The following is a 25324-nucleotide window of genomic DNA, read 5'->3' as shown; positions in this document are numbered from 1 at the left end:
ATGATTCAGGACATGACTAAGGGGAACCCCTTTCGATTGATTTTACTGTTTACCATACCGGTATTTGTTGGAAATCTGTTCCAGACTTTTTACAATCTGGTGGATTCCGTGATTGTAGGCCAGTTTCTGGGCGTCAATGCCCTTGCAGCGGTTGGAGGCACCGGATCGCTGATGTTTTTGGTGCTGGGCTGGGTCAATGGGATGACCAGCGGTTTTTCAATTTTGATTGCGCAGAGCTTTGGCGCAGGCGATGATAAGCGTCTGCGCCACTGTGTTGTAATGTCGGTGTATCTCTGCGCAGCTATGGCTGTGGTAATGACAGGAGGCCTTTTGGTTGCCAATGAGAGTATACTGCAGGTGATGAACACGCCCCAGGAGATCCTGGGGGACAGCGCCTCCTACGTGGGCGTGATCTATGCTGGATTGGCTGCCACCTTTGCCTACAATATGCTGGCTGGCATCTCCAGGGCTTTGGGAGACAGCAGGACACCCCTGTACTTTCTGGTACTCTCCTCAGCGCTCAATATTCTGCTGGATCTTCTTCTGGTAGCGGTACTGCCTTTAGGGGTTGCAGGCGCGGGATATGCCACGGTGATCGCACAGACCGTTTCTGCGGTTTTGTGCTTTTGTTACATCCGTAAGAGGTATGAGGTGCTGCGTATTACCAGGGAAGACAGGGCATTTTCCGCTCGCAGCGCAGGACAGCTGTTGGGGATCGGAATCCCCATGGCCCTGCAGTTTTCCATTACGGGTCTGGGGACCATGGTGGTACAGGCATCCCTAAACCTGCTAGGGGCCTCCTACATTGCAGCGGTGTCCGCTGTCAATAAGATCCAGAATATTGTCACCCAGCTTTTTCCATCCCTGGGGGTTACGCTGGCAACCTATGTAGGACAGAATGTGGGGGCTGGAAATTACCGGAGAATACGCCAGGGGGTGCGCCATTCCCTGGTACTGGAACTGGTTTTCAGTGTGGCGGCGGCAGTTTTTGTATATTTTGCCGGAGATTTCTTTATTCGGCTGTTTGTACAGGACCCCACCGGGGAGATCCGTGGGATTGCAAGACAGATGTTTCATATTGTTGCGTGGTTTTATCCCCCGCTGGGGGCGATCTTCCTGTTCCGCAACGCTCTTCAGGGCCTGGGGGATGGATTGGTTCCCATGCTGGGAGGAGTGTTTGAACTGATTGCCAGGGTGGGAGCCATTGTACTGCTGGCAGGGCCCTTTGGCTTTACCGGGATCTGCTTTTCAGACCCTGCGGCGTGGGTAAGCGCGCTGATTCCCCTGATTCCGGTGTATTTCTTTCGGATGCGGAGGGAGGAGAGGAGAACGGTGAGAATACGATGAAGAAGATTTTAAAGATTGTCCTTGCACTGGTAGTCCTGGTGATCGTGCTGGCAGGGGGCTATGTCATTTACATGCAGAGCCAATATTACCGAATTGAGGATTACACAAAAATCGAGACAGCAGCCCCCCGGGACAAGCTGTTAAAGACCAATACAGCCTACCGAATCATGACTTACAATATTGGCTTTGGGGCATACTCCCAGGACTATTCCTTTTTCATGGATACCGGCAGGATGCAGGACGGGACTGAGACTGTGGGAAAGCATTCCAGGGCCAGGTCAAAAGAGGAGGAACAAAAAAACACCCAGGGTAGTATTGGACTGGTGAAGCAGGAGGATGCAGACTTTGTGTTTTTACAGGAGGTGGATGTGAAGGCTACCAGAAGCTATCAGGTGAATCAGAGGGATATGATCCTGGAGGAGATGGATGGCTATGGGTCTGTGTTTGCCAACAATTTTCACAGCGCTTACCTGTTCTACCCTTTCACTGAGCCCCACGGTTCTGTGGAGGCGGGAATGCTGACACTGAGTAAATACCAAATCTCAGAAAATATCCGGCGTCAGTTTCCGGTATCGGACGCTTTTATCACAAAGTTTACGGACCTGGACAGATGCTTTCTGGTGAGCAGGTGCCCCTTAGAAAACGGCAGGGAGCTGGTGCTTGTGCAGGTGCATCTGAGTGCCTATGATGAGGGTGGAAAGATAAGGGCCAGTCAGCTGAAGCTTCTGAATGAAGTACTCAGTGAAGAACAGAAGAAGGGAAATTATGTGATTGCGGGTGGAGATTTTAACCATGATATCGCGGGCTCCATTGAACAGTTCCCGTCACAGCAGGAGATACCCGAATGGGTATACCAGCTCTCAGACGAGGATCTGTCACAGGGACTGTCCTTTGTGAGAGCTGAGAATGCCAGTCAGGTGCCCACCTGCCGGGGAGCGGATATTCCCTATGAGGAGGGCGTCACCTACACGGTGATTGTGGATGGCTTTATTGTGTCAGACAATGTGACCGTGAAAGCTTGGAACAGGGACGCCCAATTTCTGTACTCAGATCACAATCCGGTGGTGATGGAATTTGTGCTGGAGGATGACTAAGTCTGTTTCCACTTGATGATCAGGGGATAGAGACATACGATCCACAGGACCAGGAGAAAGTACTGCACCGCAGCAGAGACCAAAGTCGCAGGCATAAGAACCTTGAGACCTGCGTGGAGCAGGGCTGTTACCGCGATGCCGAAGAGGAAGCGCAGTGTCTTTCCCTTAAAGCTGCCGTCCGTGGAAAAGTTTATGAACCGGTGCTCCAGATACCAGGAGATCCCAAAAGCGAGGCCTGCGCCCCCGGCTTTACAGCAGTCCATAGCATTTTCTGTGCTTATGGTTCCGCGCAAGGCCAGAACCGCGGCATAGCAGAAGGTGAGCATAGAGAGCACGGACAGAATCAGGCAGAGTAGGGCATTTTCTTTGTCCGTATTTTTTAACTTTTTACTGAACAGATAAACTGGGATGGAGACAGCCAGAGTGATTCCAATGGCTGTCAGCACATCTTTGGGTGTGTGACATCCCAGGTACATGCGGGAAAAGCCTACCAATGGAAAGAGCAGGAAGAGCAGTATCTTCAGGCTCTTTTTTTTCGTGTACAGAGCCAGAGATGAGTACAGGGCAGTGGCAGTCTGAGTGTGGCCGCTGGGGAAGGAATATCCGGTGGCAGCCGGTATGGCGGACTCTACGGCCTGAAACTCTGGGTTGAGCACCCAGGGCCGCTCAACGCGGAAGGTGATCTTTAAGTTCTGCAAAAGAAGGCCGGAGGCAAAAAAGGTGAGGCCGATCTGGTAGCCCAGCTTTTTGTTTACACACCAGAAAAGAATACAGATGACCACCAGCACCGGGATATCCTGTCCCAGATAAGTGCAGAATTGAAAAAAAGCATCCAAAAAAGGGGTTCGTATTTTTGCCAGCAATTCTAAAAATTCCATATATTTCACTCCTGTTATTTTCTTGCAACTGTTTCCTACCTTCACAGTTACATCTTTTTAAAAGTATAACATATTTTCTCAGTCTTTGGGAAAGGTTAATACATAAAACAGAACGATTGCGTCTGCAGTCAGCTGTCAGGAATACGTATAGGCGTATTTACACGAAAAACGTGAGAAGGAGATGGATATGGACCAGAAAATAACGGCCGATTTGATGGAAAACATGAAATACTTCCATGAAAAGCTGGGGGTAAAGAAAAATTTTGACATTATTTACCGCATGACCATGGTAGCGGACCGGCAGGCCTGCATTTATTTTGTGGATGGATTTGTTAAGGATGATATTATGGAAAAGCTGATGGAGTTTTTCTATTCCATCGCCCCGGAAGATCTGCCGGAAGAGAGCAGAGATCTGTCCCATGACTATATGCCCTATGTGGAGGTGGATTTGCTGGATCAGAAGGAGAAGATTGTCACCAATATCCTCTCAGGGGTGGTCTGTCTGTTTATTGACGGGTATGACAAGTGCTTTGCCATTGACTGCCGTACCTATCCCATGCGGAGCGTGGCGGAGCCGGAGAAAGACAAGGTGCTCAGAGGGTCCAGGGACGGCTTTGTGGAAACTGTGGTCTTCAATACTGCTCTGGTGCGCAGAAGAATCCGAAGTCCTAAGCTGGTGATGGAAATGCTAAGTGCCGGGGAGCGCTCCCGCTCGGACATTGTCCTGAGCTATATGGAGGACCGGGTAGATCAGGAGTTTCTTCAGGAGGTGAGGAAACGGATTACAAATCTGAAGGTGGATGCCCTCACCATGAACCAGGAGAGCCTGGCAGAGTGTCTTTACAGGAGAAAGTGGTACAATCCGTTTCCAAAGTTTAAATATTCAGAGCGCCCGGATGCCACAGCAGCCAGCATATTGGAAGGAAAGATTGCCGTGCTGGTGGATAATTCCCCGTCTGCGCTGATCCTTCCTGTCTCCATATTTGACGTGTTGGAGGAGGCGGATGACTTTTACTTTCCTCCGGTCACAGGAACGTATTTGAGGCTTTCCAGGTTTATCATTGGCCTGCTCACCATCTTTTTGACACCACTGTGGATGCTGCTTATGCAGAATCCCCAATGGATTCCGGAGGCCCTGGACTTTATCAAGGTAAAGGATGTGGTGAATATTCCCATTTTGGCCCAGCTTCTGATCCTGGAACTAGCTATTGACGGGCTGAAGCTGGCCTCCATCAACACCCCCAATATGCTCACCACTCCGCTAAGCGTCATCGCGGCACTGGTGGTGGGGGAGTTTGCGGTTAACTCCGGTTGGTTTAACTCTGAGACCATGCTCTACATGGCTTTTGTGGCCATCGCTAACTATACCCAGGCCAGCTATGAACTGGGATATGCTTTTAAATTTATGAGAATCATCATCTTAATTCTCACAGCGCTGTTTGACGTGTATGGGTTTGTCGGAGGACTGCTGCTGACCGTACTCTTTATTGCCACCAACCGTACGGTATCCGGGAAGAGTTATCTGTACCCCTTGATTCCCTTTGACGGAAAACAATTGTCAAGAAGACTTTTACGCAAGAGAATTCACTTCGAACATGAATAAACAGCAGACAAAAGGTGCATATTACTGATGAAGAGTAATCTTATTCAAATACACCAAACAGAAAAGGAGAATTATTATGAAACAGTTGAAGAAATGTATGCTGGGAGCATTCCTGGCGATCTGTGTCCTTGGACTGTCTGCCTGCGGCGATAATAAGTCCAACTCAAAGGATACAACCCAGACTACGGAGAGCACAAAGACAACCGAGAGCACAAAGGCAACAGAGGCAATGACAGAGAGTAACAGCACAGCCAACACAGACAACACAAAGGACACTAAGAATGTAAACGATGCAACCACTGGCCAGGAAAGCAACGGCGTGGCAGGAGAGATTGGCGATGACATCAAAGACGGCGTTGAGGATATCGGGGATGACCTGGATGGAAACAATGCGGACAACAACACAGACAACAATGCCAATAAGAACACAAAGGATAACAAAACCAATACCACGGAGTCAAACAAGGCACAGTAAGTGAGCAGATTAAAATACAGATGATATATACAGGAGCGGTGCAGCCAGGGGCTGAGCCGCTTCTTCCATATCTGACATTACTCTTTAGGGTAGACAGCAATCTTCGCGTAACAGTTCAGGCAGTGTGCGCATTTATGCATAAAATCCCATCGCTGCGCCGGAAAGAGTTGAATCCTGCCGCGTTTTCTTCTATAATGAGTACATTATAAAATATAGACATTTGTACCGGAAGAGGAGAAAATGCCATGAGATTCAGACCATGCATTGATATACATAACGGAAAAGTAAAACAGATTGTTGGAGGGACCCTATCTGACAGGGGAGATCAGGCAGCGGAGAATTTTGTATCCGAGAAGGATGCAGCCTTCTATGCAGATTTCTACCGCAAAGACGGGCTTGCAGGAGGTCATATTATTCTCCTGAATCCGGTTTCCTCCCCGTTCTATGAGGCCACGAAAGAGCAGGCGCTGCAGGCGCTTGCGGCATATCCCGGCGGTCTGCAGGTGGGGGGAGGAATCAATGATGAAAATGCCGGGGAGTATCTAAAAGCCGGAGCCTCCCATGTAATTGTCACCAGCTTTGTCTTTCAAAACGGGGAGCTTAATTACCGCAATCTGGAAAAGATAGTGAGCGCTGTGGGACGAGAACACTTGGTGCTGGACTTAAGCTGTCGCAGGAGGGATGGAGCGTACTACATAGTCACAGACAGGTGGCAGAAATTTACGGAGGTCATGCTGGATGAGAGGACTCTGGATGGTTTGTCCTCCTACTGTGATGAATTTCTGATTCACGCGGTGGATGTGGAGGGGAAAGCCAGGGGAATTGAGGAAAAACTGGCCGCGGAATTGGGCAGGTGGGGAAAGCTTCCGATCACCTACGCCGGGGGTGTGGCAAGCTTTGAAGACCTGGTAAAACTGCGGGAACTGGGACAGGGACACATCGATGTGACCATCGGGAGCGCGCTGGATCTGTTCGGAGGTAATCTACCATATAAGGAGGTATTAAAGCGTTGTTGTTCAGATCGTGATTGAAGATCTAAAATTAGTATGATCTCAACTGCATATTTAAATTAAGAGCATCTCCACTGGAATTAATGTCCTGCCAGAATGATATTTTCAGTGGGGATGCCTTTTTAATGGTGATATTTATGCAAAATAACCATAAAATTACGAAAAGCTATGGTGGATAAGATATAAAAATATAGAAAACTCCTAAAAATTAAAAAGGATTGACGAAAAAAATATAATATGCTACAATTTAATTGTTAATCTAATTAATAAATAAATCTAATTAATGAAAGGGAAGAGATTATGGGGATTTCGAAAAGAAAAAGAGTGGTGGCTTGGTTAATGTTATTTGTACTGACGATCGTTAATACAGTAACTTTACCTGGTAACTTTATGCAGGTACAGGCGGAGGAACTGCCGGGTCTGGGAGATGCCGCACGAAAAGCTGCGTCAGAAGGGATTGTATTACTTGAAAATCAAGACCAGGTTCTGCCTCTAAAGGAAGGGGAAGAGGTTTCTGTTTTTGGAAGAGTTCAGGTGGACACATTTTTTTGTGGATATGGTTCAGGAGGGTATGTGTATCCATCGCAAAAAGTTAATATCTTAAACGGTTTAAGGGCGAATCCGGATGTCAAAGTGAATGAAGATTTAGCACACATTTATGAAACATGGTGTAAAGCGAACCCGGCAAAAGGGAATGATGCGGGATGGGCAAAATGGCCCTACTATCATCCGGAGATGCCGCTGGATGATAGTAAGGTGGCAGAAGCTTCTCAGAGATCACAGAAAGCCATTGTGATTATTGGGCGGGGAGCAGGCGAAGACAGAGAATGTAAATTAGAGGCAGGAAGCTATTATCTGACAAACGATGAGAAAAAACTGCTCAGCCAGGTAAATGAAAACTTTGAGCAGGTCATTGTTCTTTTAAACATTGGCAATCTGATTGACATGAGTTGGAAGAATGACTATCAAAACGTGAAAGCCGTCCTGAATATATGGCAGGGAGGTATGCAGACAGGAAAAGCCGTTGCAGACATACTCTCCGGCGAGGTCAATCCGTCAGGAAAACTGGCATCCACGATTGCAAAAAAATATCAGGATTATCCATCTTCCAGCAATTTTGGAAAGAGCCAATATAATAATTATGCAGAGGATATCTTTGTCGGATACCGGTATTTTGAAACTTTTGAAGATGCGAAAGATAAGGTGATGTATCCTTTTGGATATGGTTTGAGTTATACAGATTTTCAAATTGATACCCTTGGCGTTACCAGCGATGAGGATCAGGTTCAGGTCACTGTAAACGTGACGAATACCGGGGAACGCTCCGGTAAAGAGGTCGTTCAGATATACTATGGAGCACCTCAGGGAACGTTGGGAAAAGCAGCAAAATCACTTGCTGCATATGCAAAAACACCGCTTTTAGAGCCGGGAACGAGTCAGGAGATGACTCTCAGCTTCCAGATTTCATCCATGGCCTCCTATGATGATTCCGGAAAGACTGGACATAAGTCGGCATTTGTTTTGGAAGCGGGGGAATATCCCATCTATGTGGGGAATTCTGTAAGAGCAGCCAGGAAAGAAGGTACATATATTCAGCAGAAACTTGCAGTGACGGAACAACTGGAGGAGGCTGCGGCTCCGGAACAGTCATTTGAGATTATGACTGCATCTGAGGGGAGTGGCGGAACCATAGTGCGCAGTACAGAACCAGTGTCAACAAGAACGGTGGATTTGGAAAAAAGGATTCAGGATCACCTTCCGGATGAAATTGCTTATACAGGAAATAAAGGGCATCAGCTGTTGGATGTCTATCAGGGAAAAGTTACCATGGATGAGTTTATAGCTCAGATGTCTGAGGATGATCTTGCTAGAATTGCCCGCGGTGCAGGGGGGATGCAGAGCTCACTTGGGTCAGGAGGAAATGCTGGCGTATTTGGAGGTGTGGAGACATCCCTGAGGGATTTGGGTATCGTTCCGGTAAGCACACATGATGGCCCATCCGGTCTGAGACTGCGGGATACTGACTCCAGTTCTCTGCTGCCTATCGGGTCGCTGTTAGCCTGTACATGGAATAATGAGCTGGTGGAATATCTCTACTCGCTGCTGGGAGAGGAAATGATTATAAACGGGGTGGATATTCTTCTCGCGCCGGGCATGAATCTTCAAAGAGATCCTCTATGCGGACGTAATTTTGAATACTTTTCAGAGGATCCGCTTATAACAGGAATGATGGGAGCGGCTACAACGCGTGGCGTACAGGCATCCGGGGCAGGAGCATGCCTAAAGCATTTTGCAGGAAATAACCAGGAGACCAATCGAAAGAAGACCGATTCCAGACTCTCAGAAAGAGCGCTTAGAGAAATTTACTTAAGGGGTTTTGAGATTGCAGTTAAGACATCAGATCCATTTACAGTAATGTCAGGATATAACAAATTAAACGGTGTATGGTGCTGCTACAATTATGAACTGATGACTACGATTTTAAGAGACCAATGGGGATATAACGGGATGCTGATGACGGACTGGAGCATGCAGTCTGCACAATCTCCATTTAACGAGAATGTAAAGGACAATGCATACCGGGTACAGGCTCAGTTGGATCTGTATATGCCAGGCGATTTTTCTAATGCGTCCATAAAAAATGCTCTTGGCAAGGGACTGACTCTGGGCGAACTTCAGAGATCTGCTAAAAATATATTAAACTGTGTTTTATTGACACCTAAATTTGCACGTGAGAATGCCTTGGAATATCATCAATATGCAAAGCCGGAAACTTATTTTCAGGTGACAGGAGGAGATAAGGTAGATGGAGAGTCTGCAAGGTTATCTTCTATAGAAGTGGGAGGCCGGAAACTGGTAATATTCAATCCGTTGGTACAGGAATATTCCGTATTTCATAAACCTTCTGACCCCATTCCGGAGATCACCGTAACAGCACCGGAGGGAGTGGATGTCCAGATTAGTCAGGCTACGAATGAACGACCTGTGGCTGAGGTGAAGGCGGAGGAAAACGGGGTAGCCAACATCTATCGCATTACCTTTGAGTATGGAATGGATATGACGCCGGTTGTAGAAGATCCGGTTTATGCTTATCTGGATAACATCTATCTGGACGGCGAAGCGATTCCGGGATTCTACAGTTCTATATATGAGTATGAGGTGGTAACTGGTACAAGACCGGAAATTACTGTGGCTGAAAAAGAGGGGGTAGAGACTACAATTACGTATCTGGACGACAACAGCGGTGCAAAGGTGCTTGCTGAGTCGGCACATCACGCAGTTACCTACAGTATCACGTTTGCACAGGGGCCACAGAGCGATGAATTCGATGGAGATACTTTGAAGGAATTCTGGACAAATCATGCCCCCACTTCGAAGGCCTATGTGTCAGACGGTGCACTTCATATTGAAACTGAGGATGGCGACCTCTACCAGAATGTAAAAGACTTAAAGAACTACATCAGTCAGCCGGCACAGGGAGACTGGGAATCTGTTACCAAAATTCAGTTAGATAATATGCCAAGTCAGATTTATCACCAGATTGGCGTTAAGATCATGCAGGATGAGGACAATTACCTGTACTTTCGTCTGGAACAACTGGATAAGAATGCAGGGATAGCAGTACGCCTGAATGAAGAAAAAGCGGCAAAGAGTACGGAGATAGTCCGAAATACAACATTTGCCGGAAGCATCAAAGATAATACGTATTATATGAAAGTGATGAAAAACGGTCAGACATACAATTTCTATATTAGTGCTGACGGAGAGAATTATGTAACAATTAAAGAGGGATACACTGTAAATTATTCGCAGCCTAAGTATACGCTTGTAGCTGCAAATGGAACAGGAAAAACAGATATCCCTTCCATCAAAACCAGTTATGATTATGTACGCTTTACCATGAAAGAGGAGGCAGCCGCAAAAGTCGTAAAGGTAAGAAAAGATGAGCAAAGCAGGATAAAAGTTGCAGAAGACTTTTTCAATAAATCTTCAGAGCTGAAGGCAGAAAGCTGCAGCGATGAGGATGGCGGACTGTCCATGGGATATTCGGCACCAGGGGAATGGGCGCTCTATACTATTGATATAGAAGAGACAGGATATTATAATATCCGTCCACGTATCTCAAGTGCAAGAGATGAATTGTATCAGCTTTCATTTGGCTTGGAACTGGATGCCAAACCATTGACTACTTTCATGCAGCTTGGGGGTACAGGAGGCTGGAGTTCATGGAAAACGATGGATGCTAAGCAGGTTTATCTGGAAAAAGGAGAACATAAGTTAAAGCTATACTATCTTTCAGATGGTATAAACATAAATTGGCTGCAGTTTGATTATATGAAGCCTCATATAATCAGCGCACAGGAAACAGAAGGCGCCGTAGTTACTGTGGATAAAGGACAAGCAGTGGTAGGAGAAACGATATCCTTTACGGTCACTGTAAACGATAGTGAAAAAGAGTTGGGCGATATAAATGTTATTGCAGGGATAAATATAATAACGGTCAAGAAGAGAGCAGATGGGTCCTATTACTTTGAAATGCCGGATAAGGATGTATTAATTTTGACCTCCGTGAGGGAGAAGACCCGCAGCGAAGAAGAATATCAGGCACTTTTAGCCGAGTTAAAGAAAAAAGAAGAAGAGCTTTATACGAAAGAATCAGAGCTTGCAGGAAAAGAAAAAGAGCTGAAAGCTGCATTGGAGCAGGCGGCTGAGTTATCCCAGAAAATTCAGGATAAGAAAGAAGAAGTAGAAAAGCTCACGGCGAGTCTGACGGAAGCAAACGGTAAAATTGAGGAATTAAAAAATAGCAGCCAAAACCAAGAAGAGAAAATTCAGGAGTTAGAAGAAAAGGCTGCAAAATTGGGAGCTCAACTTAATGCCGCTCAGGATGAGGTTCACGGCTTGGAAGACGAACTTGCAGAGACACAAAACAGAGTAAATACTTTGAAGGAGGAGAATGAAAATCTTAAAAATGAGGTAGCAGAGGCCATTGCACAGACGGAGCAGATAAAAAAAGAAGCAAAGACGGCAAAAGAGGAACTGGAGCAGGCAAAAGCAGAAGCTGAAAAAGCCCAAAAAGAAGCTTGGGAAGAAGCAGTAAAAGCAAAAGAGAATGCCGACAAAGCGAATACGGAATTAGAAAGACTGAAAGCTTCCATGACCTTAAAAGATGGAGATTTGAAGAATGAGGAAGGGGTCAGATATCGGGTGACAAATGCAGCCTTAGGGCAGGCTGAGGCATATGCACCGGTAAGCAAAAAGGCCAGAACAATCAAAATAGCTGCGGATATTGAAGTCAAGGGGATCAAATGCAGAGTGACAGCAGTTTCTGACAGAGCCTTTTCTAACATGACAAAGCTGACTAAGGTAACCATAGGTAAGAATGTTACCTCTGTTGGGAAAAAGGCCTTTTTGGGAGATAAGAAACTAAAGAAGATATATGTCAAGAGTAAAAAGCTAAAAAAAGTAGAAAAGCAGGCATTAAAAGGAATTTCATCGAAGGCAGTGATTGAAGTTCCTGATAGCAGGAAGAAAGCCTACAAGAAAATATTCAAAGGAAGAGGACAGAAAAAGAGTGTGAAAATAAAATAATTGTATAACAATTCGGGGGCTGTACATTCCAATATCATAATGTACAGCCCCTTGTTTGGGGGAGTCTATAATATCCTGTGTTAAAAATTGACATAGGAAACATACAATGCTATGCTAAAATAAATTGAGTTCATAAACGAAAGAAGGAGAATGATGCAGGAAAATAATAAATATGCCAGTGTAAACCAGGAAAAACAACAGCATATTAACAGATCTCTAGTGATTGATCTTCTGCGACAGGAAAAGTTGTGTTCCCGGGCGGATTTGGCGAATCTATCTGGCTTAAAGAGAGCTACCATTACGAATATTATTAATGAATTTATGGAACATGAACTTGTAGTGGAGGATGGAATCCTGGACGGCGCAAAGGGAAGGCGGTCTATAGGAATCCGTATTAATGGACAGAAATACAGAACCATAGGAGTCATGGTGACACGGCAGTACTATAGTATTGGCATGATGGGGATCTCCGGGGAAGTGTATCAAACACAAATCCACAGGATGAATGGGGGAATGAATGCCAAAGCAATGCTGAAGGCAATAAAGTCCAATATTCGATCTATGATAGAAAAGGAAAAAGAGGGTAAGGTGTTAGCAATTGGATTTGCCGTTCCAGGGCCTTATAAGGTGGAAGATGATAAAATGATTTTTGTCACTAATCTTGTGGGATGGGACGAATTAGAGATTTCCATGTGTATGAAACAGGACTTTGATATTCCGGTATTCATTGAAAATGATGCTAATGCGGGGGTATGTGCACAGTATTGGTTTCGGAAAAGGAAAACGGATCAGCAAAATATTGCATATATTGTGGCTGGTCAGGGTATCGGATGCGGCATGATTTTGAACGGAGAACTTCAAAGAGGGAGCCTTGGCATAGCAGGCGAAATAGGACATACCTCTATTAACTTTATGGGGCCGAGATGTGAGTGTGGAAACAGGGGATGTCTCGAAAAATATTGCTCCAGTATTGCCATCATGCAGCGTATCAGGGACAGGCTGGAAACAGGCGAGTACTCCATACTGGGACCAGATGCCACCTTTGAGGAATTCCAGGAAGCCGTTCGCCAGGGAGATTTGATGGCACGGGAGGAGTATGGAAGAGCATGTGAATTATTAGCGGTGGGAGTAGTTAATATGGTCAATCAGATCAATCCCAGCGATGTGATCATTGGAGATATCCTGACGAAAGTAAATCCTTCCATGCTTCTTAAAATTGTACGCCAAAAGGTAAAGGAAATCGTGCGCCCTCTAGTGTGGGAGAATCTTACAATAGAACTAGATCAGTTAGAGTATAACCCGATTATGATTGGAGCAGGGGTGATTGCTGCACAAAACGTTTTTGAAAATCCTATCAGTTACATGAATAAAGCATGAGAGTGCTTTAACTATAACCTTTAATTAAGCACTGCAAAGTTGAATTCGCTCCTTGTAAAACACCCGAAATATGGTATAATGAGCATATAGCACAGAGGTGATATTTAACCGTGTTATAAATATAGAATAAAGGAGTTGGACATCATGCGTTTTACGATTAGTGGAAAGAATATTGAGGTTACTGAAGGCTTGAGAAGCGCCATCACGGACAAGCTTGGAAAGCTGGAAAGGTACTTTACTCCTGAGACAGAGATTATCGTAACCCTGAGTGTGGAAAAAGAAAGACAGAAAATTGAAGTTACCATTCCAATGAAAGGAAATATTATCCGCTCCGAGCAGGTGAGCAACGATATGTACGTGTCCATCGATCTGGTGGAGGAAGTGATTGAGAGACAGCTTCGCAAATATAAAAACAAGATCGTTGAGAAACATCAGGGCGGCGGAAATTTAAAGAAAGAGTTTATTGAAAAAGAAGTTGTAGATGATGAGGAGATCAAGATCATCCGCACAAAACATTTTGGAATCAAGCCCATGTTCCCGGAGGATGCCTGCATTCAGATGGAGCTGCTGGGACACAACTTCTTTGTATTCAGCAATGCGGAGACAGGAGAAGTAAACGTGGTATATAAGCGCAAAGGCAATACATACGGACTCATTGAACCGGAGTTTTAGTCATTACCTTGCGAGAAAAGAGGACAGTCTCAGACGGTCAGGGATGCTTGCATTCCTGCGGGCTGGGGCTGTCTTTTCGTTAAAAAGCAGGATGTGTGCGGTGTGCAACGCAAAAGTGACACTCTGCAACCGGCAGTTGATAGTAGTCATAGGGAGGAAGCGCTATAGTGGAGACGTATTAAGTGAGCAAAGGGGATGACAAGATGAAGCTGTATGAACGGATTCAGATGTTGAGAAAGAAGGCTGGCTGGTCCCAGGAAAAGCTGGCGGAAAAATTGGGGGTATCCAGACAGACGATCTCTAAGTGGGAGAATGGAGCAGCCAACCCGGGGATGGATAGGCTGCAGGATCTTGCAGACGCCCTTGACATTACTATGGCGGAGCTGCTGGGCACAGATGCACAGGCCACAGAGGATGAACGTATCGCAGAGTATGAGGAGGAGATCAGAGGACTCAAGAAAAAAAGAGCTCTCCACATAGTATCTATTCTGTGCATTTGCACAGCAGCGGTTTTGCTCACAGTCCTGTTTGTGACTCTGTTTAATCGGATACGGGATATGGAATACAGTGTTCAGATGCTGGAGGGACAGGTGGGCAGTATCTATGACAATATGGATTCCAGGATCTCGGAGATCGCGGAACAGTTAAAGGAGCAGAACAGCCTTGTGGCGGACTGCCGGATTGAACCTAGTGTAGAGTCCGTCAGAGGTGGTATGCTGGAGCTGTCCGCTCGTGTAACACCTGCCGTCTGGAAAGAGGGGATGGAAGCGGAGCTGATACTAGAGGGGAAGGAAACCTATACTGCTCTGGGTGTTTTTGACAAAGGTAGTTTTCGGGCTGAGTTTTCAGTTTCGCTGGAGGAAGCCTTCCTGGACTTTTCTGTGCACTTTACCCAGGGCAAAGAGACACAGACCCAAATGCTGGACGGCGTGAATGTCAACGAATGGGTAATGTCTGTAAACCAGGAAAACGACCTGTCCTTTACCAAAGTACAAGGGGAATATAAAATTCAGGGAACGGCAGTAACTGTGCACACCCCAGCATACAGAGAAACAGAAGCAGAGCGCCCAATTACCCTCAATTATCCGGTGAGCGGTGAGGTATCGGTTTATGTGGACGGTGAGGAAGTACTAAAGGCTTCTATCAGTGATCTAAACCCCTACCAAGAGCCGGAGGAAGAAGTCGCCATGTATGGGACATCCATGAACTATACCAATCTGGAAGGGGTACTTAAGGATTGTCATGATGGGAGTGAGGTGGTTGTGGTGAATCGTCTGACTGACAACTATGGAAACATAAGGGAGGTAAAGACATCCTATCCGGATATTGAGAAGCAGCTTCAGGGAGATAAAGGCCAGAGCTACCGGGCCGGATGAGAACAGTCCTTGGTTAAGCTTTTGTTAAAATTTGGTGTTCATAGCTTATTCATAAAAATTTTATTGTTTCTCCAGGTGGAAAGTGGTAAAATATACAGTAGTTTGCCGAAGAAAAAGCGGCAATCCCTGGCGGTCAATGTGTGTAAACGCATGAGAAGGCTGCGGTATGCGGAGAATTTAGAGATATGGAAACCTCTGCATCTAGTAACGGATGAAAGTATAGGAGAAAGAAAATGAATCTGATTCAAAAAGTTTTCGGAACTCACAGTGAACGTGAGGTAAAGCTGATCACACCTCTGGTGGACAAGATTGAGAGTCTGAGACCCACCATGCAGGCATTGTCTGACGAGGAGCTGCGGGGCAAGACAAAGGAATATAAAAAGAGGCTGGAAGAGGGCGCCACTCTGGACGATCTTCTGCCCGAAGCCTTTGCCACAGTCCGGGAAGCGGGCAAGCGTGTACTGAACATGGAGCACTACCGGGTGCAGCTGGTGGGAGGTATTATTCTCCATCAGGGGCGTATCGCGGAGATGAAGACCGGTGAAGGTAAGACCCTGGTATCTACTCTGCCGGCTTACTTAAATGCCCTGGAGGGAAAAGGCGTTCACATCGTGACCGTCAACGACTACCTGGCACACCGTGATGCGGAGTGGATGGGAAAGATCCACGAATTCCTGGGCCTGACGGTGGGCTGTGTGCTTAATGATATGGACAACGATGAGCGCCGCAAGCAGTACTCCTGCGATATCACTTATGTCACAAACAACGAGCTGGGTTTTGACTACCTGAGAGACAACATGGTGATTTACAAAGAGCAGCTGGTACAGAGAGACCTGCACTATGCGATCATCGATGAGGTTGACTCCGTTCTGATTGATGAGGCACGTACTCCGCTGATCATCTCCGGACAGAGCGGCAAGTCTACAAAGCTCTATGAAGTCTGCGATATTCTGGCAAAACAGCTGGAGCGCGGTGAGGCCAGCGGCGAGGTCACCAAGATGTCCGCCATCATGGGCGAGGAGATTATTGAGACCGGGGACTATGTGGTAAATGAGAAGGACAAAGTGGTTAACCTGACGGAGCAGGGTGTCAAGAAGGTTGAGAAATTCTTCCAGATTGAGAACCTGGCTGATCCGGAGAACCTGGAAATCCAGCACAACGTAAACCTGGCGCTGCGGGCTCACAGCCTGATGCACAGGGACCAGGACTATGTGGTAAAAGATGACGAGGTGCTGATCGTAGATGAATTTACCGGCCGTATTATGCCGGGAAGAAGATATTCCGATGGCCTTCACCAGGCTATTGAGGCCAAGGAGCATGTGAAGGTAAAGAGGGAGAGCAAGACCCTGGCTACCATCACCTTCCAGAACTTTTTCAATAAATATACAAAGAAGGCAGGTATGACGGGTACTGCCCTCACAGAGGAGAAAGAGTTCCGGGATATTTACGGAATGGATGTTATTGAGATACCCACCAACAGACCGGTAATCCGCAAGGATTTGGACGACGCGGTGTATATGACCAAAAAGGAGAAATTCAGCGCTGTCATTGAAGCCATCAAGGAGGCGTATGAGAAGGGACAGCCCGTTCTGGTGGGTACGATCACCATCGAGACTTCGGAGCTGATCAGCGGTCTTTTAAAGAGACAGGGCATTACCCATAAAGTCCTGAACGCCAAGTTCCATGAGCTGGAGGCGGAGATTGTGGCGGAAGCCGGAAGGCACAGAGCAGTAACCATAGCCACCAACATGGCCGGCCGTGGTACGGATATTAAGCTGGACGATGAGGCCAAGGAGGCCGGAGGTCTGAAGATCATCGGTACGGAGCGCCACGAGTCCAGGCGTATTGACAACCAGCTGCGAGGCCGTTCCGGACGTCAGGGAGACCCGGGAGAGTCCAGGTTCTACATCTCACTCGAGGATGATCTGATGAGGCTGTTCGGATCTGAGCGGCTGATGAACGTGTTTAAGTCCCTGGGTGTTGCTGAAAATGAGCAGATTGAGCACAAGATGCTTTCAAGCGCCATTGAGAAGGCCCAGATGAAGATCGAGAGCAATAACTATGGAATCCGTAAGAATCTGCTTGAGTATGACCAGGTGAACAATGAGCAGCGTGAGATCATCTACAAAGAAAGAAGAAGAGTTCTCGACGGGGAGAGTATGAGGGATTCCATCTACAAGATGATCACCGATACAGTGGACAATACGGTAGACATGTGTATCTCCGATGACCAGGACAGCGCGGATTGGAACCTGGTAGAGCTGAGCAGCCTGCTAGTACCCATTATTCCTTTAAAGATTCAGATCAAGGAAAAGATGAAGAAGAATGAGCTGAAGCAGTACCTGAAGGAACAGGCTGTTAAGCTCTATGAGATGAAGGAGGCAGAGTTTCCAGAACCGGAACAGCTGCGTGAGCTGGAGCGTGTGATCCTTCTCAAAGTCATTGACCGCAAGTGGATGGACCACATTGACGATATGGATCAGCTTCGCCAGGGAATTGGCCTGCAGGCTTATGGCCAGAGAGATCCGCTGGTGGAGTACAAGATGAACGGCTACGAGATGTTCGATGCCATGTCAGCCAGCATTCAGGAAGATACACTGCGTCTGCTCTACCATGTACGGGTTGAGCAGAAGGTGGAGAGAGAAGAGGTTGCTAAGGTAACCGGGACAAACAAGGATGACAGCGGCATTAAAGAGCCAAAGAGAAGATCTGCGGATAAGGTATATCCCAATGATCCGTGTCCTTGCGGCAGCGGCAAAAAGTATAAACAGTGCTGCGGCAGAAAGTAAATTAGGCAGTATCGGAGCTGGACGATTTCGGGTGGGAACGTGCATTCAGAATTGTCTGGCTCCGTATTTATATCTTGCAAGTAGATAAGACTCCCAAGATAAAGCCTCCGGCAGATTGCAGCAAGTACGCTGAAGCGTACTTGAATTAAAAAAATGAAAGAAGGTGAAACTGTGGTTGAATTAGATCAGTTCAAATATACGTTGCACACGTATGATAAACCATTAGTGGAAGTGAGGGATTCACTTTGACCTGGCTAACAAGGCAAAGCGGATCGAGGAATTAGAGAGAGAGATGGAGGCGCCTGACTTCTGGGACAATCCGGAGAAATCTCAGGTTTCCATGAAGACACTGAAAGACTTAAAGAGCGACATTGAAACTTATGACTCCCTGCAGGAGCAGTATGAGGAGATCGAGACTCTGATTGAGATGGCGGATGAGGAGAATGACGCTTCCCTTATTCCGGAGATACAGGAGAGCCTGGATGGGTTTATCCAGTGTTATGAGGCCATCCGTGTAAAGACTCTGCTCTCCGGAGAGTATGATAAAGACAACGCCATAGTGACTCTGCACGCAGGAGCAGGCGGCACGGAATCCTGCGATTGGTCCAGCATGCTGTACCGCATGTACTGCCGCTGGGCGGATAAAAAGGGATATTCCGTGGAAGTGCTGGACTATCTGGACGGCGAGGAGGCGGGAATCAAATCTGTCACCTTCCAGGTAAACGGAGAGAATGCATTCGGGTATCTGAAATCCGAAAAGGGAGTGCACCGGCTGGTGCGCATATCACCCTTCAATGCAGCCGGAAAGCGTCAGACCTCCTTTGTATCCTGCGATGTAATGCCGGATATCGAGGATGATATTGACATTGAGATACGGGACGAGGATCTGCGCATTGACACCTACCGCTCCAGCGGGGCCGGAGGACAGCATATCAACAAGACATCCTCCGCCATCCGGATCACGCATCTGCCTACCAATATCGTAGTGCAGTGTCAAAATGAGCGTTCCCAGTTCCAGAATAAGGACAAGGCTATGCAGATGCTGAAGGCAAAGCTGTACCTGCTGAAGCAGCAGGAAAATGCGGAGAAGATTTCAGGTATCCGCGGTGAGGTGAAGGAGATTGGCTGGGGAAATCAGATCCGTTCTTACGTACTTCAGCCCTACACTATGGTCAAGGACCACCGGACCGGAGCGGAGACAGGAAATGTGGACAGTGTACTGGATGGAAGCATTGACTTGTTTATGAATGCATATCTGCGGTGGGTGAGCCTGGGCGAGAGCGCAGGGGATACCGGCACAGATATGGAGTAACGAAAATGTCTGCTGACAGTGCAGCTTGGCTGAACTGTTACGATGCGGAAGCCACAAGGAGGGTTACGAATGGGAATTATAAGAGCAGCAGTAGATTCTATCAAAGGCGGTTTGGCAGATCAGTGGCTGGAAATCATTGAACCAGACGATATGGGAGACCAGACCGTATTCACATACGGGGTGAAAACACGGAAGGGAAGTAACCGAAAAGGAACAGAGGATACCATCTCCAACGGTTCGGTAGTCCATGTGTACGACAACCAGTTTATGATGCTGGTGGACGGCGGAAAGATCATTGACTACACTGCGGAACCAGGATATTATACCGTGGATAATTCTTCCATGCCCTCCTTGTTCAGCGGGGAGATGGAGGAGGCGGTGCGGGAGACCTTCAGCAGGTTTAAGTTTGGAGGCAGCACGCCCACTGCCCAGAAGGTTTATTATATCAACCTTCAGGAGATCAAGGGTATCAAGTTCGGCACCCGCAACCCCATCAATTATTTTGACAATTTTTACAATGCAGAGCTCTTTTTGAGAGCGCATGGAACGTATTCAATCAAAATCACAGACCCCATAAAGTTTTATATGGAGGCAGTTCCCAGGAACAGGGCCAGAGTGGATATCAATGAGATCAATGAACAATATCTGTCAGAATTTCTGGAGGCTCTTCAGACAGCCATCAACCAGATGTCTGCAGATGGCACCAGGATTTCCTTTGTGTCCTCAAAACAGAGGGAACTGGGCAAATATATGGCGGGCGTGCTGGATGAGGAGTGGAGCCAGGCAAGGGGGATGGAGATTCAATCCGTTGGGATTGCCAGCATCTCCTATGACGAGGAATCCCAGAAGCTTATCAACATGCGCAACCAGGGAGCTATGCTGGGGGATCCCGCGGTAAGAGAAGGATATGTGCAGGGCTCTGTAGCCAGGGGGATGGAAGCAGCCGGCTCCAATGCCAGCGGCAGCATGGCCGGGTTCATGGGAATGGGCGTGGGCATGCAGACAGGCGGCGGCTTTATGGCCAATGCGTCCGCTGCCAATATGAAGCAGATGCAGATCAACAAGGAGCAGGCAAAAGAAGCGGCTGTAAAGACGGGAAACTGGACCTGCGGCTGCGGAGCAGTGAATACGGGGAGATTTTGTTCGGAGTGCGGCCAACCGGCTCCTACAAAACAGTGGACCTGCCAGTGCGGTGCTGTGAACACAGGGAAATTCTGTTCGGAGTGCGGCAAGCCGGCTCCTGTGGGAAACTGGACCTGCGGCTGCGGAGCAGTAAATACGGGGAAATTCTGTTCCGAGTGCGGCCAACCCCGCCCTTAGTACAGGAGAGAACGTATGTCAGTGATTAGCTACAAATGTCCAAACTGCGGAGGGGATCTTCGTTTTGATCCACAGTCTCAGAAGTACAAATGTGAATTCTGCGTATCCCTGTTTAACCAGGAGGAACTGGAAGATACCAATCCCCAGGCGAAAGCAGGGACTGCACAGGAAGGGGCAGAGGAGAGCCATGCCATGGTGTACTCCTGTCCCAGCTGCGGAGCGGAGGTAGTGACGGATGAGACCACGGCAGCCACCTTCTGCTACTATTGCCACAACCCCGTTGTATTAAAGGGGCGCCTGGAAGGGGAGTATCTGCCGGAGAAGGTGATACCCTTTCAAATAGACCGGGAATCCGCCCTCAAACAGTTTTTAGACTATGTGAAAAAGAAAAAGTTCGTTCCGGGCGCTTTCTTTAACCAGAAACAGGTGGAAAAACTGACGGGTGTCTACTTTCCCTACTGGGTATGCCGGGAGGAGATGCAGGGGGAACTGAGGGCCACTGCTACCAATGTACGGATCTGGCGCGCCGGAGAGATAGAGTATACGGAGACCAAATTTTACGATGTGGAGCGCGCAGGAAATATATATTTGGAGGAGCTCACCAGAAATGCTTTGCAGAAGGCCAACCGCGAGCTGGTGGAGGGAGTACTTCCCTTTCCGCTGCAGGATGGCTGTGCGTTTTCCATGGGATATCTGTCCGGTTTTCAGGCGGAGAAGAGAGATCTGGAGAAGAAGGATCTGCAAGGCGAGGTGGTTCAGGAGTCTGAAGGGTATGCCAAAAAGTTGCTGCGCGACAGTATTCACGGCTATGCAACTGTGACCACCAAGGACGCCCGAATCAGCGTGGACTCTGAGGAGTGGGATTATGTTCTGCTGCCGGTGTGGACCCTGACCTACAGAGGTAAGGACGGGAAGCTGTTCTACTATGCCATGAACGGGGCTACAGGAAAAGTCTGCGGCAAGTTTCCCATTGATTATGGGAAGATCGCTATCCTGTTCCTGGCAATATTCATTCCGGTCTTGATGCTGGGCCTGTTGGGAGGTTATTTCATATGAGAAATAGGAAACCTTTTATAGGGGCTGTGCTCATCCTTCTTCTGGCTTTGCTGTGTCAGTTGAGTGTTCTGGCTGCACAGGGCCAGGTGTTTGACCAGGCGGGCCTCTTTGATTCTTCACAGAATGCAGATTTAAGAGAACGGACGGATTTGCTGAGAGAGCAGTACAATATGAATATGGTTGTGGTCACCACAGACGATGCACAGGGGAAGGACGCACAGGACTATGGAGATGACTTCTATATGGACAACGGTTTTTACGGCAATGAGGAGAAGGGCGGAGCCCAGTTTCTCATTGACATGGACAACCGGAAGGTATGGATTTCCACAGCGGGTGATATGCAGTACTACCTGACGGATGCAAGGGTGGAGGATGTGATCGACGCGGGTTACGGTGAGATAAAGGCCGGAAACTACTACCAGGCTGTGTGCAGGATGCTGGAGAGGACTGCCCAGTGGATTGAAGAGGGTATTCCTGCGGACCAGTATACCTACAATGAGGAGACCGGTGAGATTGTCCGGTACCGGAGCATTACACCTATGGAAGCCGGGATCGCCGCAGCCATAGCCCTTGCCGCGGCAGCAGCAGTCTGCTTCGGTGTGGCGGGGCGGTATCAGCTCAAGTGGGGAACCTACAAATATCCCTATCAGGAAAAGTGCAGCCTGAAGCTCACCAGGAAAAATGACCGGTTTACCAACCAGATTGTGACAACCAGACACATTCCCAAGAGTCCGCCGCCCTCCAGCGGAGGAGGTGGCGGAGGTGGCGGCACCACGGTACATACCTCCAGCGGAGGCGGCAGCTTCGGGGGAGGCGGCAGAGGTTTTTAAAAAGACTATGTTTAACAAAATTTTGCGCCGGGATATGATTCCCGGCGCTATTGCGCGGAGTTTTATCGTAACAATTTAGATGGGGGACGCTTCCTCCGGCGCAGGGCTATGCTTCGTGGACGCGTGCAGCATTCCGATGAACTATCTGGTAACTGCAACTAAGTCGCTCAGGAAAGCCTTAGCGTCTAAATTTCCGTAACCAGAGGATTTCATCTCCATTAAAAACGCACGCCAATTGTCCACGAAGCATAGCCCTGCGCCGGAGGAAGCTGTTTCTCTTAGGCGAGAGGTGGTGCCAGCCAGGCGATTTCAAACAAGCTTTAGGGAAATTCACGGTTCCAGAAGGCAGTCACACGGGCGTTGGCAGCTCTCTAAGCAAACAATTTACGTGCGTTTTTAGCGGCGGGGAAATCCACCGTTTACGGAAACTTAGACGCGAAGGCTTTCCTGAGCGTCTTAGTTGCAGTTAACGGTTAGTTCCCCAGAGCGTTGCACGTGTTTGCGTGAGAGCTGCCAACGCCCGGGTGACGTCCGGGTGGCAACCTACTACCTCTTATCACCAAGCGTGGATGGAAACAAGATAAAAAGAGTTGCACGTTTTGGATAAATGTGCTAATATCTTCCTTGTGAGCACAAATGTAGTTGAAACGCGTACATACCGGAGGGGAAATCAGGGATATGTGCGAACAGATATGAGGAGGGGCTTATGACAGAAAAAAGTCAGTACTTTGTTGTAAAACAAAAAGCTGTTCCTGAGGTACTGCAGAAAGTAGTGGAGGCCAAGCGTCTTCTGGAGTCCGAGCGGGTGGTGACGGTGCAGGAAGCCACTGACCGGGTGGGTATCAGCCGCAGTTCTTTCTATAAGTATAAGGATGATATCTTTCCATTTCACGACAACGCAAAGGGAAAGACCATTACCTTTGTCATTCAGATGGATGATGAGCCGGGCTTGCTTTCTGATGTACTGCATGTAATAGCAGACTATCATGCCAATATTTTGACCATACATCAGAGTATCCCAATCAACGGGGTTGCTTCCCTGACATTAAGCGTGGATATTCTTCCGACTACCGGTGATGTATCCAAGATGATTGAGGAGATAGAGACCAAAAAAGGCGTTATGTATTTGAAGATATTAGGAAGAGAATAGAAATGGAGGAGAAAAATGATTCAGATTGCAGTATTAGGCTATGGCACTGTGGGAAGCGGTGTGGTGGAGGTTATCAACACCAACCACAGCAGCATTAACAAAAAAGCGGGGGATGAGATCAACATTAAGTATGTGCTGGACTTAAGAGATTTTCCGGGAGACCCCATCCAGGATAAGATAGTTCATGACTTTGATGTGATACTGAATGATCCGGAGATCCGGATCGTGGTGGAGGTTATGGGAGGCGTGGAACCGGCCTACACCTTTACAAAGAAAGCTCTGCTGGCAGGCAAGAGTGTCTGCACATCCAACAAGGAGCTGGTTGCCAGACATGGGGCTGAGCTTCTGCAGATCGCAAGGGAAAGAAATATCAACTACCTCTTTGAGGCCAGCTGCGGCGGCGGTATTCCGATCATCCGTCCCCTGAACTCTTCTCTGACTGCGGATGAGATTGATGAGATTACCGGTATCTTAAACGGTACCACCAACTACATTCTCACAGAGATGATTGAAAAGGGCTCTGAATTTGGCGATGTACTGAAGGATGCGCAGGAAAAGGGATACGCGGAGCGCAACCCGGAGGCGGACGTGGAGGGCTATGACGCTTGCCGCAAGATCGCCATTTTATCCTCCCTGGCATTTGGACAGCAGGTGGATTTTGAGGATATCTACACAGAGGGAATCACAAAGATCACAGCCACGGATATCAAGTATGCCAAGGCAATGGGCAAGACCATCAAGCTGCTGGCATTCAGCCGCAAGGTGGGGGAGAGCTTTTATGCCATGGTTGCCCCCGAGCTCTTAGGGCCATCTGATCCCCTTTACAGTGTAAACGGTGTGTTCAATGCTATCTTTGTGCACGGCAATGTGCTGGGCGATGCCATGTTCTACGGAAGCGGAGCCGGCAAGCTGCCAACAGCCAGCGCGGTGGTTTCCGATGTTGTAGACGAGGCAAAGCATCTGCACCGCAGCATTATGTCTTTCTGGAGCAGCAGCAAGCTGGAGCTGACGGACATCAGCAACTCCAGAAGAAAGTTCTTTGTGCGCATGAAAGGAGATCCCAGTGCGGATCTGGACAGAGTTCAGGAGATCTTTGGAACCGTACAGCCAGTGGTTTTAGAGGACGTGGAGGGAGAGTTTGGATTTATCACCCAGGCCATATCCGAAGCGGAGTATGAGGCAAAGGCAAAGCAGTGCGGGAACGTGATCAACAGAATGCGTGTGCGCCGTAGTAAGGGCTGATCCCGCAGAGGGCATGTGTTGATTTTGAAAGAAGATCAGACGCCCATCTCTATAGTAGGTGTTGCGTAAGAAGAAATCCGTCTTGGTGGGAGTCCAATCTCCTTCCAAGATAAAGCCTGCGGTGTGCGCTATTACACTAAGCTCGAAAACACCTCGCTAAGTGTAATATGTGTCCGGCGGATGGCAGAAGCGCGCAGATGA

At 47.8% G+C, this 25324-nt stretch carries 17 protein-coding genes; 16 read left to right on the top strand and 1 reads right to left on the bottom strand.

Going from position 1 to position 25324, the window contains the following annotated elements; translation table 11 throughout:
* Positions 1 to 1347: an MATE family efflux transporter gene (locus tag AC0THY_RS19065; protein ID WP_489992163.1), complete on the top strand. Its 1347-nt coding sequence runs from the start codon at positions 1 to 3 to the stop codon at positions 1345 to 1347.
* A complete protein-coding gene (locus AC0THY_RS19060; RefSeq protein ID WP_489992162.1) occupies positions 1344 to 2441 on the top strand; it encodes an endonuclease/exonuclease/phosphatase family protein in 1098 nt (365 codons plus the stop codon). The genes AC0THY_RS19065 and AC0THY_RS19060 overlap by 4 nt, the downstream gene beginning before the upstream one ends.
* Here AC0THY_RS19060 and AC0THY_RS19055 read toward each other — a convergent pair.
* Positions 2438 to 3319 (bottom strand): phosphatase PAP2 family protein, encoded by an 882-nt coding sequence (locus tag AC0THY_RS19055; RefSeq protein WP_489992161.1) that lies wholly within the window; start codon positions 3317 to 3319, stop codon positions 2438 to 2440. The two genes, AC0THY_RS19060 and AC0THY_RS19055, sit on opposite strands and share 4 nt — an antisense overlap.
* A 187-nt stretch (positions 3320 to 3506) precedes the next feature.
* Here AC0THY_RS19055 and AC0THY_RS19050 point away from each other — a divergent pair, with 187 nt between their 5' ends.
* From AC0THY_RS19050 to AC0THY_RS18985, 14 genes are all read left to right on the top strand, one after another.
* Positions 3507 to 4922, top strand: coding sequence for a spore germination protein (locus AC0THY_RS19050; RefSeq protein ID WP_489992160.1), 1416 nt, complete (start codon positions 3507 to 3509; stop codon positions 4920 to 4922).
* 76 nt (positions 4923 to 4998) lie between these two features.
* Positions 4999 to 5397, top strand: coding sequence for a hypothetical protein (locus AC0THY_RS19045; RefSeq protein ID WP_489992159.1), 399 nt, complete (start codon positions 4999 to 5001; stop codon positions 5395 to 5397).
* A 245-nt stretch (positions 5398 to 5642) separates the two neighbouring features.
* A complete protein-coding gene (gene hisA / locus AC0THY_RS19040) occupies positions 5643 to 6428 on the top strand; it encodes a phosphoribosylformimino-5-aminoimidazole carboxamide ribotide isomerase (protein WP_489992158.1) in 786 nt (261 codons plus the stop codon).
* A 318-nt stretch (positions 6429 to 6746) separates the two neighbouring features.
* Positions 6747 to 11999 carry a glycoside hydrolase family 3 C-terminal domain-containing protein gene (locus AC0THY_RS19035; RefSeq protein ID WP_489992157.1) on the top strand — a complete coding sequence of 1751 codons (5253 nt, stop codon included), beginning with the start codon at positions 6747 to 6749 and terminating at the stop codon, positions 11997 to 11999.
* A 150-nt stretch (positions 12000 to 12149) separates the two neighbouring features.
* Positions 12150 to 13376 carry an ROK family protein gene (locus AC0THY_RS19030; protein WP_489992156.1) on the top strand — a complete coding sequence of 409 codons (1227 nt, stop codon included), beginning with the start codon at positions 12150 to 12152 and terminating at the stop codon, positions 13374 to 13376.
* A gap of 144 nt (positions 13377 to 13520) precedes the next feature.
* Complete coding sequence (gene hpf / locus AC0THY_RS19025) at positions 13521 to 14048, top strand: ribosome hibernation-promoting factor, HPF/YfiA family (RefSeq protein ID WP_489992155.1); 528 nt, start codon at positions 13521 to 13523, stop codon at positions 14046 to 14048.
* 203 nt (positions 14049 to 14251) lie between these two features.
* Positions 14252 to 15424 carry a helix-turn-helix domain-containing protein gene (locus tag AC0THY_RS19020; protein ID WP_489992154.1) on the top strand — a complete coding sequence of 391 codons (1173 nt, stop codon included), beginning with the start codon at positions 14252 to 14254 and terminating at the stop codon, positions 15422 to 15424.
* A 233-nt stretch (positions 15425 to 15657) separates the two neighbouring features.
* Complete coding sequence (gene secA / locus AC0THY_RS19015; protein WP_489992153.1) at positions 15658 to 18213, top strand: preprotein translocase subunit SecA; 2556 nt, start codon at positions 15658 to 15660, stop codon at positions 18211 to 18213.
* Between the two features lie 171 nt (positions 18214 to 18384).
* Positions 18385 to 19525, top strand: a protein-coding gene (gene prfB / locus AC0THY_RS19010) for a peptide chain release factor 2 (RefSeq protein WP_489992152.1) whose coding sequence is annotated in 2 segments (ribosomal slippage) — positions 18385 to 18459 and positions 18461 to 19525 — 1140 coding nt in all. Because the reading frame shifts where the segments join, the coding sequence is not laid out codon by codon here.
* Positions 19526 to 19594: 69 nt separating this feature from the next.
* Positions 19595 to 20845 (top strand): SPFH domain-containing protein, encoded by a 1251-nt coding sequence (locus tag AC0THY_RS19005; RefSeq protein WP_489992151.1) that lies wholly within the window; start codon positions 19595 to 19597, stop codon positions 20843 to 20845.
* A 15-nt stretch (positions 20846 to 20860) separates the two neighbouring features.
* Entirely contained in the window at positions 20861 to 21901 is a 1041-nt protein-coding gene (locus AC0THY_RS19000) for a TFIIB-type zinc ribbon-containing protein (RefSeq protein WP_489992150.1), read from the top strand.
* Positions 21898 to 22731 carry a TPM domain-containing protein gene (locus AC0THY_RS18995; protein WP_489992149.1) on the top strand — a complete coding sequence of 278 codons (834 nt, stop codon included), beginning with the start codon at positions 21898 to 21900 and terminating at the stop codon, positions 22729 to 22731. The genes AC0THY_RS19000 and AC0THY_RS18995 overlap by 4 nt, the downstream gene beginning before the upstream one ends.
* 706 nt (positions 22732 to 23437) lie before the next feature.
* The gene (locus AC0THY_RS18990; protein ID WP_489992148.1) at positions 23438 to 23881 is read left to right on the top strand and encodes an ACT domain-containing protein; all 444 of its coding nucleotides are present in this window, start codon (positions 23438 to 23440) and stop codon (positions 23879 to 23881) included.
* Positions 23882 to 23896: 15 nt separating this feature from the next.
* Entirely contained in the window at positions 23897 to 25123 is a 1227-nt protein-coding gene (locus tag AC0THY_RS18985; RefSeq protein ID WP_489992147.1) for a homoserine dehydrogenase, read from the top strand.
* Positions 25124 to 25324: the final 201 nt, after the last annotated feature.

This window comes from Ruminococcus sp. 8Y-12 (genome assembly GCF_058119865.1).
Note: the sequence above shows the minus strand (reverse complement) of the source record. Positions and strands in the feature narration are given on the sequence as shown.